This is a genomic window from Oscillospiraceae bacterium MB24-C1, assembly GCA_030913685.1.
GTDB lineage: Bacteria > Bacillota > Clostridia > Oscillospirales > Ruminococcaceae > Yanshouia.
In genome coordinates this window covers 2,803,028-2,819,383 of the sequence record CP133187.1, presented here as the reverse complement: position 1 = coordinate 2,819,383, position 16,356 = coordinate 2,803,028, and the positions used below count along the sequence as shown (strand labels likewise).

The 16,356-nt window shown below is 42.6% G+C and carries 15 protein-coding genes; 10 read left to right on the top strand and 5 right to left on the bottom strand.

The genetic code is table 11. The annotated features are described in order from the left end of the window. Window positions 1-10 precede the first annotated feature (10 nt). From RBH76_13485 to RBH76_13450, 8 genes are all read left to right on the top strand, one after another. Window positions 11-694: an RraA family protein gene (locus tag RBH76_13485; protein WMJ83726.1), complete on the top strand. Its 684-nt coding sequence runs from the start codon at window positions 11-13 to the stop codon at window positions 692-694. Between the two features lie 63 nt (window positions 695-757). Beyond that, window positions 758-1,789, top strand: a complete 1,032-nt coding sequence (locus RBH76_13480; GenBank protein ID WMJ83725.1) for a tripartite tricarboxylate transporter substrate binding protein — start codon at window positions 758-760, stop codon at window positions 1,787-1,789. Window positions 1,790-1,870: 81 nt separating this feature from the next. Next, complete coding sequence (locus RBH76_13475; protein WMJ83724.1) at window positions 1,871-2,287, top strand: tripartite tricarboxylate transporter TctB family protein; 417 nt, start codon at window positions 1,871-1,873, stop codon at window positions 2,285-2,287. A gap of 13 nt (window positions 2,288-2,300) precedes the next feature. Then, window positions 2,301-3,824 (top strand): tripartite tricarboxylate transporter permease, encoded by a 1,524-nt coding sequence (locus RBH76_13470; GenBank protein ID WMJ83723.1) that lies wholly within the window; start codon window positions 2,301-2,303, stop codon window positions 3,822-3,824. A gap of 41 nt (window positions 3,825-3,865) precedes the next feature. Continuing rightward, on the top strand, window positions 3,866-4,804 hold the full coding sequence (locus RBH76_13465) for a hydroxyacid dehydrogenase (GenBank protein WMJ83722.1): 939 nt from the start codon (window positions 3,866-3,868) through the stop codon (window positions 4,802-4,804). A gap of 208 nt (window positions 4,805-5,012) precedes the next feature. Continuing rightward, on the top strand, window positions 5,013-5,966 hold the full coding sequence (locus RBH76_13460) for a LysR family transcriptional regulator (GenBank protein WMJ83721.1): 954 nt from the start codon (window positions 5,013-5,015) through the stop codon (window positions 5,964-5,966). A 258-nt stretch (window positions 5,967-6,224) separates the two neighbouring features. Continuing rightward, window positions 6,225-7,409 (top strand): amidohydrolase, encoded by a 1,185-nt coding sequence (locus RBH76_13455; protein ID WMJ83720.1) that lies wholly within the window; start codon window positions 6,225-6,227, stop codon window positions 7,407-7,409. Between the two features lie 76 nt (window positions 7,410-7,485). Further along, on the top strand, window positions 7,486-8,904 hold the full coding sequence (locus tag RBH76_13450) for a Na+/H+ antiporter NhaC family protein (protein WMJ83719.1): 1,419 nt from the start codon (window positions 7,486-7,488) through the stop codon (window positions 8,902-8,904). A 429-nt stretch (window positions 8,905-9,333) separates the two neighbouring features. Here RBH76_13450 and RBH76_13445 read toward each other — a convergent pair whose 3' ends face one another. From RBH76_13445 to RBH76_13425, 5 genes are all read right to left on the bottom strand, one after another. Continuing rightward, a complete protein-coding gene (locus RBH76_13445) occupies window positions 9,334-10,815 on the bottom strand; it encodes a tripartite tricarboxylate transporter permease (GenBank protein WMJ83718.1) in 1,482 nt (493 codons plus the stop codon). Window positions 10,816-10,827: 12 nt separating this feature from the next. Beyond that, window positions 10,828-11,289 carry a tripartite tricarboxylate transporter TctB family protein gene (locus RBH76_13440; GenBank protein ID WMJ83717.1) on the bottom strand — a complete coding sequence of 154 codons (462 nt, stop codon included), beginning with the start codon at window positions 11,287-11,289 and terminating at the stop codon, window positions 10,828-10,830. A gap of 76 nt (window positions 11,290-11,365) precedes the next feature. After that, complete coding sequence (locus RBH76_13435; GenBank protein WMJ83716.1) at window positions 11,366-12,370, bottom strand: tripartite tricarboxylate transporter substrate binding protein; 1,005 nt, start codon at window positions 12,368-12,370, stop codon at window positions 11,366-11,368. A gap of 75 nt (window positions 12,371-12,445) precedes the next feature. Beyond that, the gene (locus RBH76_13430) at window positions 12,446-13,147 is read right to left on the bottom strand and encodes an RraA family protein (GenBank protein ID WMJ83715.1); all 702 of its coding nucleotides are present in this window, start codon (window positions 13,145-13,147) and stop codon (window positions 12,446-12,448) included. An 11-nt stretch (window positions 13,148-13,158) separates the two neighbouring features. Further along, window positions 13,159-14,043: a DUF1932 domain-containing protein gene (locus RBH76_13425; protein ID WMJ83714.1), complete on the bottom strand. Its 885-nt coding sequence runs from the start codon at window positions 14,041-14,043 to the stop codon at window positions 13,159-13,161. 144 nt (window positions 14,044-14,187) lie between these two features. Between RBH76_13425 and RBH76_13420 the strand changes: the two genes are divergently transcribed. After that, window positions 14,188-15,144: a LysR family transcriptional regulator gene (locus RBH76_13420; GenBank protein ID WMJ83713.1), complete on the top strand. Its 957-nt coding sequence runs from the start codon at window positions 14,188-14,190 to the stop codon at window positions 15,142-15,144. Window positions 15,145-15,556: 412 nt separating this feature from the next. Next, window positions 15,557-16,351 (top strand): M23 family metallopeptidase, encoded by a 795-nt coding sequence (locus tag RBH76_13415; protein WMJ83712.1) that lies wholly within the window; start codon window positions 15,557-15,559, stop codon window positions 16,349-16,351. Window positions 16,352-16,356: the final 5 nt, after the last annotated feature.

The window sequence follows — 16,356 nt, the reverse complement described above, 5'->3', positions numbered from 1 at the left end:
GCAAAATGAAATGGTTAATCCAGGTTGCAGAATTTACGGGGACTTTACTCGTCCTCCAAAAGAGCTGGTGCAAAGTTTTCGCAATATACCTGTTGCAAACATCGATGACAACATGGGGAGAACTGCAGCTATCCACTATTCAATAAGGCACATTAATGCCGGAAAAGGAACCTTGGTAGGTACAGCTTTTACTGTAAAAGTTCCCGAAGGTGACAATCTGATGTTCCACAAAGCAATGGACATGGCACAGCCAGGCGATGTCATTATGATTGATGCGGGTGGCGGAAGTGAAAGAGCTATCTTAGGTGCTCTTATGGCGAATTACTGTAAAGTTAAAAAGATTGCAGGAATTGTGGTTGACGGAAGTATAAGAGATACCGAGGAAATTGCGGCTCTTGATGATTTTCATGTTTTTGCTAAAGGAATTACGCCCAACGGCCCTTACAAAAACGGACCTGGTGAGATAGGCGGCGTTATTTCGGTCGGTGGACGTGTCGTACATCCCGGTGATATTATAGTAGGCGACGATGATGGCGTAGTTGTCATCAGACCTGATGATGCCCTTGAAGTTCTTGAAAAGTCTAAAGCAGTATTAGCTAAAGAAGATTCCATTATGAAAGGAATCTTAAAAGGCGAGTATGTAAGACCCTGGGTAGAAGAAAAGCTTAAGGAAATAGGCTGTGTCTATCTATAATCGTAAACATTTTAAACAATTTAGTTTAAAAGTTTTATAAAATTATAACAAGGAGAATTAGGGATGAAAAAATTAATTGCAATCGCTTTAACACTAGCTATGGTTTTTGCATTGGCGGCATGCGGTGGCTCTGCATCCACCACTCCATCCAGCACTTCTGCCGGCCAGTCGGATTCTGTTTCCAAGGAGAAGAACACCAAAGTAGATTACCCCACCAAGCCCATTACATTATATTGTGGATTTTCCGCAGGCGGAAGCTCAGATCTGCTTTGCAGAATCCTCGCAGAATCTATGACTGAAAAAATCGGTCAACCTGTAACTGTTGTAAATAAAAACGGCGGTGGCGGTTGGGTTTGTTGGAGTGAAGTTATTAAAACTGTTGAACCTGACGGATATACCTTCTCTCTTATAAACTCGCCTAACGTAACCATGGGCAAATATGATACTGCAAACCCCAGAGAATATGATCACAACGATTTTGATCTTCTTGGCAACCACGTGTCGGACTATAACGTCGTTGCATGTCGCAAAGATGAAACACGCTTCAATGACATGGCATCTTTTATTGAGTATGCAAAAAATAATACCCTTATTGTTGGTTCTTCCGCTGCAGGAATAATGTCTGATGACGGCACTATCGTTGAGCGTATGAACAAAGAACTTGGCACAAAGATTGAAATTGTAACCACAAAGGGTGCTAAGGATAACGAGACATATTTGTTAAACAAGAGCACCGATATTCTTGTCGGAAACGTTTCTGACGTACTTACCGGAAAAAAGAACGGCGACTTTACTGTAATGTGCGTATTTGCTCCTGAGCGTGTAAGCCTTATGGACGACGTCCCCACCTGTAAGGAACTTGGTTTTGGCGAAATATATGGCAACTCTTCCAGAGGATATGCACTTCCTAAGGGCGTTGACCCTGCTGTGCGTGAGATTCTATACAACGCAATTGTAGAAAGCATCAACGATCCTAAAACAATTAGCGCGCTTGAAGCAATCGGCGCAGCAACAGAGTTTGTACCTCAAGAAGAATACGCAAAATTCCTCGACGATGGCGTGAATGCTGCGAAAGCAGTATACGGTGTTAATTAAATATTGATTATTTAATTAATTGTTGTGTCCACTGCTATAGAGTAGCAGTGGGCACAACGCAACTATACCGGAGGTGTGCTAATGAGTTCGAAAACCAAACAGGATTTAATATGCGGATCCGTTATTTATGCTGTGCTGCTTGGCGCTTTTTATATGTCTACGAAAATGCTTCCCGAAACTGCTCTTTTTCCTAAACTGATCATTTCTACTTTTGCTATTCTTAATACCATTATGATCATACAAGCTTTTAAAGCGTCGGGAGATTCTTCTCTCAATTTAAGTATTATGAAAATGCCTATACTTTACTTTATCAGCATCGCTATTTACGTGGTGCTATTTTCGATAGTTGGATACTTCCCTTCTACAATAATTATGTTAGTTAGCACAATGTATTTTATGAAGGTAAGACCATACTGGATTATAGCTGCTGTTACAGCAGGATATATGGCATTTGTATATGTCTTATTTATTATGTGGCTAAAAGTAAGCCTGTTATAAGGAGGGTAAACACATGTTGCTACAAGCACTTCAAAACTTCTTCACTTTAGAGGCGCTTTTCTCCTGCATAATAGGCGTTTTTGGCGGTATTGTGGTAGGAGCATTACCGGGCCTTTCAGCGAGTATGGCGGTGGCACTTCTAATTCCGATAACCTTTAGAATGGGTACTGCTGCTGGACTTGTTCTCTTGGTTTCTGTCTATACTGCCGCTATTTATGGTGGATCAATTACTGCATGTTTAATACATACACCGGGGACCCCTGCCTCTGCAGCTACTGCCATTGATGGGTTTCCTCTTACCAAAAAAGGTGAGGGTTTAAAGGCGATTGGTATATCTACCATCGCTTCTATGATAGGTGGAACAATCAGTGCTTTGGCTCTTTTGTTTATCGCCCCTACCCTTGCAAAAGTATCTCTTTTATTTTCATCCCTCGAATACTTTTTTCTTGCTTTGTTTGGTTTAACTATAATCGGTAGCTTAGCAGGAGATTCTATGGTAAAGGGTCTTATGTCGGGTATGTTTGGTCTTTTAATAGGTTGTATAGGTCTCGACATTATGAATGGCACACCCAGATTTACATTCGGCTCTATCGCCCTTGAATCGGGTATACAGCTTGTTCCCGCTATGATAGGTTTGTTTTCTATCTCTCAGGTCATGATTTCCGTCGAAGATATAGTTAAAGGAAAGAACAAAATAACCGATGATCCAAGCAAATTGCTAAAGGGTAAGATTTTACCCAGTAAATCAGAAATAAAAAAAATAATTCCAACTATTGGTTTATCTTCAATTATTGGAATTCTTGTTGGAATTCTTCCTGGTGCTGGGTCTGATATAGGCTCTTGGGTTTCCTATAACTATGCAAAAAAGCATTCAAAGACTCCTCATGAATTTGGCAATGGCTCAATAGAGGGCCTTGCTGCTTCTGAATCTGCAAACAATGCCGTTACGGGTGGCGCACTTATCCCCTTATTAACGCTCGGAATACCTGGCAGCGGTGTGACTGCAATAATGTTAGGCGGTCTTACAATAAAAGGACTTGTTCCCGGTCATCAACTATTCACACAGCAAGGCGATATCACCTATTGCTTAATCTTCGGATTTTTGGCCGCTAATATTTTAATGGGTATCATAGGTTTACTCGTTGCAAAACAGGTTGTTAAGGTAAGTATAGTGCCTATGACAATTTTGTGCCCCATAATAGTAGGGCTTTCAACAATAGGTGCCTATGCTATAAACAATAGTATGTTTGATGTGTTTATTATGACAGCCTTCGGATTTCTAGGTTATTTTGTGCGTAAGCTGGGTTTTGCTACCGCTCCTATCGTACTGGGTCTAATTCTTGGTCCGATGGCAGAGCAGAACTGGCGCCAGGCGCTTGTGCTCTCAAGAGGAAACATGATGACATATTTCTTAACGAGACCTATTTCTATTCTTCTGGCTGTAATGGTTATTTTTGGATTGTTCTCCCCCATTTTTCTTAAAATGTTTAATAAGAAAACCCTTGGAGATGCCAACGCTAAATCTGCCGAAGATTAAATGATCAGTTACTATAGAGAGAATCCTAAGGAGATATATACATGCCAAAGGTTTTATTACCCGAATTTATTGACCCTTGCGGACCTGATTATCTCAAAAGCCATGGTTGGGAAATAGTATACGCAAAAAGTCGAGAAAAAGAAGATATCCTTGAGAAAATATCAGATTGTGACGCTATAATAGTCAGAGTTAGTAAGATAACAAAAGAAATAATGCAGGCTGCACCGTCTCTTAAAGTAATAGCAAAACACGGTGTAGGGTATGATAACATTGATATCGAAGCTGCAAGGGCGTTAGGTATCCCTGTCACGATAGTGCCTAATGGCAACAGCCTTTCAGTCGCTGAACATACTGTTGCCTTAATGATGGCCTGTGCAAAAAATATGCCTGCAATGGCAAACGGATACCGCGAGAGCGGATACGACGTTAAAAACAGGTTGGAATGCACAGAATTATCCGGGAAAACACTAGGATTGATAGGTTATGGTCGAATTGGATCTATGGTGGCAAAAATATGCCGCTCGGGGTTTGATATGCACGTTATTGCCTACGATCCGTTCACCAAAGGCACCCCTGAAGGTGTAGAGATTGTAGATAACTGTGATGATATTTTTAGGAGATCAGATTACATAAGCCTTCATTCACCTCTTACCGATGAGACTAGGCACTCAATTGGTCAAAGAGAATTTAAATTGATGAAAAACAGCGCAACTATAATTAATTGTTCAAGAGGTGCAATAATAGATGAACAAGCCCTAATTGAAGCTCTTTTAAATGGTGAAATAGGCGGCGCAGGTCTTGATGTTAGCGACCCTGAGCCTGCACAAAGCTCAAACCCAATGTTTAATATGGAGAATGTAATTCTTACACCACATAACGCCGCTTCTACAACTGAAGCACTTAAAAGAATGTCGATGGGTGCTGCTTTAGCAGTAGACGCTGTATATAGCGGCGAACTTGTTGACTGCAGGATTATTTGATTTCATTTACCTCTTTTATGTATATGATGTATAGGGCGCGGATTCGTTAAAAATCCGCGCCCTATACATTGTTGAATATTATTTGCATAGGTACCTTCTGAAATAACCTGTCGTTTTATTAATAGAAATATAGTATTATAGTAGACGAGCAGTTCTTTAGCACTGCACCATAATAGCAACCTTACAGCGCGATAGGAGAGTCGATGACGTGCTTTTCAATTTTAGGGCTTTTCAATACTTTCGTACAATTGCACAGGAGCGAAATATTTCAAAAGCGGCACAGAAGCTGTATATTTCTCAGTCTACGCTGAGCAAATTCCTAACCCAGCTCGAAGCTGAGTTGGGTACACGCCTGCTTGACCGCAGTCAGATGCCATTGGCGCTCACCGCGGCGGGAGAACGCTTCCTGCAATATATCGGTGATGCCGCACGACTGCATGATCATTATATGCGAAGAATTGCGCAGGCTGATAACAGTGAGATGCGCCAGTTGCATATCGGCGTTGGCCCATGGACCGGCAGTTTTATTATTTCGCATGTTTTTGAACCTTTTCGCCAACTACATCCTAATATTGAGTTGCGACTATATGAAGAAAACGACGATAATATCCACCGTATGCTTGCGCAGAAACAGTTAGACGTTGCAGTGGTTGTTCATACGGAGGTAGATAGATCTCATCCGTCTGCGGCCTGGTTTGAGACATTAATCACCCAACATCGACTGCTTGTCGTTTCAAAAGAGCATTTTTTAGCCGGCCTTGTGACGGCGGACGATCTTAATTCACCTCAAAATCCTAAATACATAGATCTGCGGATGCTCTCAAATCAAAACATGATTCTGGGCAAGGCGGGACAACGCATCAACAATGATATGCGCGATGTATTTGCGAAATATGACATTTCGCCTTCGGGTGTAATTGAAACGCAAAATATAGATTCGATGATTGCATTGGCTGCCAACAATCTTGGCATTGCCATTATCCCGACATTCTATCTGTCAAACTGCGCTTTTTTAGACAAGCTAGTGTTTTTCTATTCGGATGATCCGTGTATGCAGTGGCTGTTGACAGCAGAATATAAAACCGTCGATCCGCCGGACCCAGTGCGACAGTTTGTACAGATGATTAAGGAAACTTACCAAAAGGAAGCTGAACATAGTTAAAAAGGGTCGGCAAATACCCTTCAAAAAAATGCATCTTAATGTGGCTTAAAGCCGTATTAAGGTGCATTTTTTAATACACTATTTAATACACTACCGGTATCTGTCCGCTGCACATATGATATGGCTAAAAGGTCATAGTGCTGATGTCTAAAAATGTATTTTACAAGTACATATTTTGTTAATATAATCTAAATATCGCACATAATTTAATAAAAATATTTGTTTAAAATAAAAACTCTTGTGGAAAGAAGGAGAAAAATGACAACAGTCAATGAATTGATCGATCAGTATTCAGCGCAAGCCATCGAAATTCGCCGAAAAATTCACGCGCATCCCGAACTTGGGTATGAAGAATATGCCACATCAAACTTGATTCTCAATGAGCTAGCTCGTTACGGTATTGTTGGGGAACAACTTCCGGGACTGCCCACAAGTGTCATAGCAGTTATCCGTGGCTCTAAACCTGGAAAGACTGTTGGCATTCGTGAAGATATTGATGCATTACCTCTCACCGAAGAGACAGGCCTTGCGTTCGCCTCCCAAAACGTAGAACTTTCGCATGCGTGCGGACATGATATCCATACCGCTGCATTATTACTTACTGCAAGAGTGCTCAATGAGCTTAAATCGGAGCTTTGTGGTAATGTCCGACTAATTTTTCAGCCGGCAGAGGAGCGGGTGACCGGTGCAAAGAAAATGATTGAAGCCGGTCTGATGACACTTGAGCCTAAATGCGACAATATTATAGGCGTTCATGTCTCGCCTGAATTTCCGGCGGGCAGCATTGGCGTTATAAAAGGTGCTGCCAACGCTGCTACCGATGCGGTGTCAATTACCGTTAAGGGCTCGGGCGGACACGGCGCGCATCCTTATCGTTGTGTGGATCCTATTATTACCTCGGCATATTTGCTTACCCAGTTGCAAAGCATTATTTCCCGTGAAAATCCGGCGCTTCAGCCCGCGGTACTGACCTTTGGCATGATACACGGTGGAACTGCAATGAACATTATACCATCTGAGGTCAAGCTGGAGGGAACACTGCGCACGTTCAGCGAAGAGAGCCGTCATAATATTTGGGAGGCCATCCGCCGCGTTTCAAAAAGCTGTTGTGAAGCCATGCGTGCCGAAGCCGATGTAGTGATTGAGGAAGGCGTTCCTGCTCTCATCAACGCTGACGAGGTAATTGACCGTATTGCAGCAGCGGCAGAAAAGACCATAGGCACCGAAAACGTTATATGGTACGAAAAACCTTCTCCCGGTTCAGACGATTTTTCTCGTTTCCTTGATTTTTGCCCCGGTGCACAATTTCGTGTAGGTACGGGTAACGACCTGCCTGAAAGCCGGATTGGCTTGCACAATCCCAAAAATATTTTTGACGAAAAAGCTATCGGCGTCGCAGCGGCTGTTATGGCACAGTATACGCTTGATTTTTGTAAGATGTAATCGCATATGGAAGAGGAAGGGCGCTACCGTTTGAGCGGGAGCTTTCTGATATTTTATAAGGAAAGAGGCAATATGTATGAAAAACGAAAAGAAGCAATTCCAATTTATCCACACCTGTGCACTTTTGTTCCTGCTTACGGCTTTCGCAGCGCTTCTCACCTGGATTATCCCAGCCGGTGAGTTTGACTATGAAAAAGTAGGCACCGTAAATCGCGTTGTGTCGGGCACCTATCATACCGTTGAACAGAGCCCCCAAGGGTTATGGGCAGTATTTAATGCAACGGTAGGCGGTTTTACCAAAGCATCAGTTCTGATGACCATGATTATGTTTGTCGGCGCTGCAGTATATATCCTGCAGCAAACACGCTCAATCGAATTGGCTTTTTCTAAGATTGCAGGCGGTAAAAAGACCAACGATGCTGTCGTTGTACTGGCAATCATGGCGTTTATGACCATCGGCGGGGCAACCGGCGTATTTGCCAACCCAACTGTTGCGCTTATTCCAATCGGTATTCTGGTTACTACCACCATGGGACTCGATCGCGCATCAGGATTTTTGATGGTCTATCTTGGCGCTTATTCCGGCTTTAACGTGGGATGGGCTAATCCGTCTACACTGGGTATTGCGCACCCGATTGCGGAATTACCGGTATTTTCCGGACTCAACGTTCGTATTGTGATACATATTATTAACTTTATCATTTCTTATTACTTTGTGATGCGCTATTTCAAGATGGTCCGTAAGGATCCCACTAAGAGCCTAAACTATAAGCCAGGTATGCAGCTCGGTGAATATATGGGCTCCAGTGCAATGGAGGCGACCGAGGGGAGCAGTGGTGAGCAAATTAACTGGAAGCACTATGTCAATCTGTTGGCAACCTTTGGTGCGGTCGGTGCAATCATTTTTGGCTCTATCAATTATAAATGGAGTAACGATAAGTTCGCCGCAATATTCCTGATTCTTTCGATCTTCCTCGGCATTTTTAACGGCTATGGAATTAACGGCACCACCAAGATGTTTCTTAAAGGATGTTCCACCATGTTGGGTGCAGCTTTTATCGTGGGCTTTGCAAATGGCATCTCCATCATCCTGGCAAATGGTAAAATACTCAACACTATCGTTTACGCTATGAGCATCCCTATGACCAAATTTGGTTCGATTATTGGTGCTAACGTTATGTTTATTGCCAACATTTTCATTAACCTCTTCATACCCTCCGGTTCCGGTCAGGCTGCCGCAGTTATGCCTATTATGGTGCCTGTTGCGGACCTTGTGGGTGTTACCCGCCAGGTTGCAGTACAGGCGTTCCAGTTCGGTGACGGCTTCTCTAACTGTCTGTTCCCTACAGCAGGTACACTAATGGGTTCGCTGGGTATTGCAGGTGTGGATTGGAACAAGTACGCCAAGTGGTTCCTGCCCATGCTTCTGGTTCAATCGGTATTTGCTATGATTGCACTGACCCTTTTGCAGGGTATCGGCTGGACCGGATTATGAACCAAATAATCATTTGCCACGAAAAATAGACACGGTAATTAACTGGAGTATCATATTTAATCAGGTGAATGTGTTTAATGGAAAAATCCGCTCATTTTGAGCGGATTTTTCAGTTTGGGAAGGATATTATGAGTAAATGCAGAAAACACGTCTCTAAGAGAATCTATTGGGTTAAGCTCGGGAACCTGGGCTATCCTATCTTTCACACAGGGTTTGGGGATATTATATATAGCCATATGCTTCCTATTTAGTTTGAGGTGAAACATTACTTTTACTAATTTAAACTACTCGGCGGATGATTTGCATATTATCTCCCATGCCGCCCTCTTCAACATAAATAGTTTCCACTGCCCCCGTGGTATACACAAAAACGACCACATAATTTCAAGGTTTCAAAAGCTCTTGAAATCATACGGTCGTTTAAAATTATTAATTTTGCTTAGATACCTGTTTTTTAATAGTCATAATAACGGAAATTAAGGCAATGATCAGGAAAACAAATGAAATTGGGCGGGTGACAAAAATAGACCAATTACCATCGGTTTGCATCAAAGCTTGACGCAGATTTTCCTCAGTCATAGAGCCCAGAATAAAGCCAATAATCATAGGCGTTGACGGTACATTGAGAGTTTTAAACAGTAACCCCATCAATCCGAATATAGCTACACACCACACGTCAAAGATGCTGTAATTCGCACAGTATGCTCCAACTATGCAACAAACCATAACAATAGGCAGCAAAATGTACTTGGGGATATCTAGCAACTTAACAAATATCCTCAGGCCGGCACGTTCAAAAATCAGCATAAATACATTTGCTATCAACAGGGCTATGAAGATGCCATATACATACTGTCCGCTCTTTTGAAAAATCAGGGGTCCTGGGGATATTCCGTGTATGGTTAGACCGCCCAAAAAGATAGCGGTTGCTACATTGCCCGGAATACCCATGGTAATCAAGGGGATCAAAGATCCGCCTATTAAGGCGTTATTTGCGGTTTCGGAGGCTATAATGCCATCAACTATACCTGTTCCGAATTTCTCAGGATGTTTGGAACTTCCTCGTGCTGCCGTATAGGAAAGCAGGCTTGATGTAGAACCGCCGATGCCCGGAAGAATACCGACTCCCAACCCAATCAAAGCTGATTGGATAATGTTTCTCCAATGGGACAGGTATTGCTTTACTGAAATTCCATAGCCTTTCAAATTATACTCATATTTTGTTGAGCTGTTAACAATATTTTTACGGTCAAAGCCTGTTTTTATGATATCAGTGACAGCATAAAGACCAATCAGGATTACTACTGTTTCAAATCCGCCGTAAAGCTGGGATTGACCAAAGGTAAATCTAATTGCTCCGTCTACAGGCGCAATTCCCACTAATGAAAGGGCTATTCCAAATAGACCGGCAAGTATTCCGTTAATGAGGGATTTGCCTGATAAGCTAGAAATTATAGTAAGGGCAAAGATGGATATGGCAAAATATTCTGCCGATGTAAAGGCTAAAGTTACTTTGGCGAGATACGGAGAAATAAACATTAAAGCAAATATGCTTATGAGTCCGCCTACAAATGAGGTCAGTATACCTACTCCAAGAGCTTTACCTGCTTCCCCGTTGTCCGCCATTGGGCCACCATCAAATACACTAGCTATTGATGAGGCGGTACCAGGGATTTTAAGCAGAATAGCAGAGATGAGTCCTCCGGAAATTCCGCCCAAATATAGACCAATTAACAGAGAAATTCCGTTCATAGGCTCCATACCAAAAGACATAGGTAAAAACAAAATCAGTGCCATGGAGGCAGAGAGACCGGGAATGGAGCCGAAAATGATGCCGATAATTACACCGACTAAAATTAGCAGTATGCATACCGGATTGAACAATACCATTTGAATTGCTTCTGCAATCATTTTATCGCCTCCTTAAAAACCAAATACGCCTTTTGGCAACGGCGTATTGATAACATATACGAACAAAACATAGATGAGAATCGGTGCCGATATAGCTAAACCTGCAAGCAGTGGGAGATTCCGCTTTTCTTCGGGGGTAAGCACCAACATCTGCAAAAACAGATAAGCTGCGGTAGAAATTAGAAACCCTATGGTGTTAAATGCTAGCACATATGCACCAATCAACAAAATTGTTAAAAGTCCACCTATTTTATCGTCGTTTGAAGCTTTCTTTTCCCCTGTGTTTTCCCTTAGGGCCATTATAAGACGTATGGCAGACACAACAATTATCGCCACTGAAATTACCTTTGGAAAGAAACCAGAACCTACGTCGTTTTTCATCATATGTTTAATCCCTAGAGACTCAACAAAAAGAAAAGCCCCAAAAGCCATAAACATGACGGAAACAATAATATTCTTTTTCTTATTGGTCACTCATTAACCCTCCATATCATTTGAGATGTCCGGCAGTGAGGCAAGAATCTTCACTGCCGGACAGTCATTTCGCAAATTATGATTGAGCGAAGTAGGTTTTGAGTTCTTCAACTTGAGCACTGTCTTCACTTATGGTGGTTTCAGCGTTGCGGTAGTAAGGCTTGGCATAATAAGTGGAGAGTACATTATTGAACTCATCAGATGATGCAATCTTTTCCATGGCGGTGGAAAGCTTGTCTACTATAGCTTGGTTGGTTCCTTTTGGCATACGCACTTCATACAACTTTGATTGAATTACTTCATAACCTTGCTCTTTTAAAGTTGGGTATTTTTCAAGGCCGCTCGGGCGTTCTTCCGCGCAGATTCCAAGAACCACGAAGTCACCGTTTTCAATGTAGTCAGCGATATTCATATAATTAACTACAAGTACGTCACATTGATCTGCTATAAAGGCGGTGAGTCTGTCTGCAGTGGATGATCCAACGTCAATTTGGTTTAGCTCGATGTCCATGGTGCGCTCCATGGCTTCAGCTACCGCATGAGTAGCGCCATAATAAGTTGAGGAGTAGCGCAGCTTTCCGGGATTTTCCTTTGCCCAGGAGATCATATTATCAAGAGTGGTCCACTGACTGTCTGCCTTTGCTATAAGAGCATAAGTGTCATCACGCGCAACAGTTCCTACAACCTCAAAATCTTCAATAAAGGAGAACTCGTTGCTACCAGCAGCCTCCTGCGTTAGCATTACACCAGTGTGATGGAAGAGCGCGGTGTATCCATTGTTCTTTGCACTCATAACGCTAGAAGAAGCTACAACGCCGGCACCGCCGGTGGTGTTGACAACCACGAAGTTAACATCCAATTCATCGCTCAGAAGTTTGCTCATTTGACGGCAATAAGTATCGGTATCGCCTCCGGCACTGTAAGGGACAACCATGGTAACAGTCTCCTTAGGCCAGTCGGTTTCAGCCGTACCGGTGCCGTTACCAGATGCAGAAGGCGCTGAATTGCTGCTGTTTCCACAGCTGGTGAACATTATGCAGGTTAAAGCTAGTGATAAAGTGATTGCAATTAACTTTTTCATTGTTGTTCTCCTTTTCGCTTCATATAAGCCTATTATTTTACTTGCTCAAGGGGATTGTATTTACTCAAAAATAATTTAGGGGCGATATATGTCATCAATAATTTCGAACCCTTTTTCGGTTAGTGCCTTGTCTACCCAATCTCTCTTTGCAGTGCCGTTCTTTGCGGCTGCAAGTTTGGCTTCGTCAGCGGCCTGAAATTTCTTGGCATCTTCGAGAATTACAACGGAATCTTTGCTTGGAATTACTATTACGCCGTCGGGGTCAGCAAGAATAATATCTCCCGGGTTGACACTGACTCCACCACAGGATATGGGAACGTTAATTTCGCCGGGGCCTTCTTTGTATGGGCCCCCCGGAGTTGTACCGGTGCAATATACAGGAAAGTCCCACTTGCCGATTTCATCTATGTCACGGATGGGGCCATCGAGAATAATGCCAGCTATTTTTTTGACGTATTTTAAATATGCCATCATAACCTCGCCCATCAGCGCCCGAGTATTGTCTTCCTCATTAGACACCACCAACACGTCGCCTTCTTGACAAAAATTCAAAGCGGCATGAAGTGCTAGATTGTCTCCTGCTCGTCCCTTTACTGTGAATGCGGGTCCGACCATCATTTGATCTTTTGGCTGGCTGACCAGACGAATGCGTGGATTCATAGCGCAGCTGCGAGACATAACATCAGCTGTGTTAGAGGCAGGAATCGCCTTGAACTGCTCCATTATCTCAGAATCTGGCATATCTCTTTTTAGATATATACGTTTTCCAACAGGCATAGTATTACCTCCTAATATGTGGCGTCGACGCGGATAGCTGAAATAATATCAGACCATCCCGATGGTTTAATATCAATGAACCGTTTAGAAAATTCATATTTTTCTAAAGCTTCCAGACGGTTTTTTGTGGCTTTTGTCATTTCAGATGAGATGTTTACTTCAGAAAGCATGTCTATAGAACCTTTCAATTCCGCAGCGCGGCGGGTGCAGTGCAGAGCTGAGCCCGTTACTAGTCGATCAAGATGGCTTGTGAAAGGGATGTTATCCATTGACTTGGAGATAGAAGCTATAACCTCATCTGATACCCCGTATGAATCTGCTGCCTGTAGCATCTCTAACATCAAAGAGGCTATTCCTTTCATAAAAATACTACGCACTAGCTTAATAGCGGAGGCAGATCCTGCTTTCTCGCCTGCAAGGGTAATTTTCATTCCGTGAGGGGTCATTAGATTTTTAAACTTCTCCGCTCCGTTGCCGCTTGCAGTAATAGGCACTTTATGCTTGTCTTTGGGCAGAGAGCCCAACATAGCAGCGTCCACAAACAGAACCCCGGTGTCCTTGACTACTTCCCAGATTGCTTGCTTTATGGCAGGGGTAGATGCGCTGACATCAACATAGACCTGACCGTTCTTGAGAACATTTTTGATTTCATTGCAAACATCCATTGTGAAAGAAGAAGGAACAGCAACAAATAATATGTCTGCCCACTCGGCAACTTCTCTTGCGGAGGAAACTAGGGTAACGCCAGCTTGCTGCGCTCGACTCTGAACTTGCTTGCCCATTGTCTCATGATTCATCATGGCATCGTTGGCGAGAATGCCAGTGATTCCTTCGCAGCCGAACCCCAGGGAAATATTATAAGCGGCTTCTCCATAGCCGATAAAACCGATTTTCATATATACCTCCAAATATTACACTGTTTCTCGCTGCGCAGCTTGCTTATTTAACAATTTCATAGTAATATAAAGACCAACACAAATCAAACAGAGAATTTTTAAAGATTCAACAAAAAAACTTTGTGATAATAGAGGAGCAACGGCATGGATGTTATTAGCTTATACTATTTTTCAGAGTTAGCCAAAGACCTTCATATGACGAGAACTGCCAACCGTCTGTTTATTACTCAGCAGACATTGAGCAACCACATACAAAGGCTTGAGAAATATTATGGGGTTGATCTACTGTATCGAAAACCTGTTTTGTCTTTGACATGTGCAGGGGAATTTGTGTTGGCTTTTGCCGATGTTGTTAATAAAGAAAACACAAATTTAAAAGACATTCTTTCGGATATTAAGAATCAGGAAAAAGGGATGATTCGCTTTGGAGCTAGTACCATGCGGGTGAATGCCTGTCTTCCGGGAATTTTACCGCAGTTTTCCAAGCGATATCCAGATGTGGAAATTAGAATTACAGACACAATTTCTTCCAAACTTGAACCTATGATAATAAATGGACAGTTGGATTTTGCCATCATTGTTTCAGGAGAAGAAAATTCAAAGTTGGTATCGGAGCATCTGATGGATGACCAGGTTTATCTATGTGTTGCTGATTCGCTACTACGACAGTATTATGGCGATGAGATAGACGATTTGAAATTATCGGCACGTAACGGGGCAAATATAAAAGATTTTGCAAAGCTTCCATTCTGCATGCTTTCAAACCGCATGGGCAGACAAATTAAACAAAGCTTTGACGAGGCTGGGGTAACTCCAAAACAATATATCACCAGCACATATACCCAAATCAGCTCTAACTTATGCTTGCAGCGGCTGGCGGCCTGCTTTTCTTCTCAGATGAGCCTTGTCAATCAGCAAAGTCTGATTCCTGATGACATTAATATTTTTCCGCTTTATTATCGTGGAGAGCCGATGATTCAGCGCCTGTCATTGATTCGCCATAAGGAGCGGTATCTGTCTCACTACTCTAAGTTGTTTCTAGAATTGATGTTCCAGTATTTTTCAGATGTGCAGCAGATTCGAATGGACAGAAGCGTATGATTAAAACAATTGTTTTCATTTTATAAATGCGCCGTGGCAGAAAGCATTTATTTTTGCCAAAATACATTTATATTAAGTAATTTTCTAAATGTGACGTAAATCAAGAATAGGACATTAAAAAGTGGGCGTATGAAAACACGCCCACTCATTTTACCGGATTTTTCACAAATGTAGGCGCATCATCTAATGTTGCTTCTTCAAATTCGACATCCAAAGTTCTGTCTTATGATGGAAATATCAAACTTACGGCCAGAGGTACAGGCAGTGCACCTCAATCACAAATCTATTACTACCGCTCAAACATAAGTCTTTCTCCCGAATACACGCGACATAGAACCCCATATCCTGGTATGAGGAGTTAGCAATTAGGAAAGATGGTAATAATGTTGTTTTGGGTAAATTGGGGCATAACATGCACATACGTACCGTTAGACATGATTCCTTTGCACCGATTGTTAAGATAGAGACTCCTGGCAACCTTATTCTTGCCGCCAAATCTGATGGTACCGGCGTTGAGTGGGTTTCTTCTGCCAACTATAGTTCCCGTTGTGAATGGTATGCGGAAAGAATCTATCGTATAGAAAAAGTACCCGGTTTTACCCAAGGCATAGAGTTTTTCAGTGCAAAGACAATGAGCAATATGCCTAATGTACAGCGTACTAGCACCTACTCTCTAGAGGATGGCTTCGTAGATGATTCATGGCTTGGCGGGGTTGATTTTCTTTATATGTGTTGCTACGGCGAGCAAGCTTTTAACAATGCCAGCAGCCTACAACTTTACGGAAACATGTACGGCGCGCTGTACTCCTCTTCGGCATACGACGGCAAGTTCCATCCAGGTATTGATATCAATGCCGGTTATGGAACCAACATCATGACGCCTGTTGGCGGCACCGTCGTTCATGTTGGCCCGGAATATCCCCCAAATAAGAATAACTTTGGTAGACTCACTATTCGAGGCGACGATGGATTTTACTACACCTTCCTGCATTTGAGCGGCTTTGAGGTTTCAAAACGTCAAATCGTAGAAGCAGGTAAATTAATCGGTCATGAAGGAAACACCGGTTTGGGTCTGGAAGGACAGAAGGGTTCACACCTACATTTTGAGATATCAAATGTGGATGCTTACAGCTCTATATCGGCCAGCTCTTTTGCGCCGCTTGGGAACACCTACTATCCTTATGACATATGCTATAGTTTTATTTAATCGCA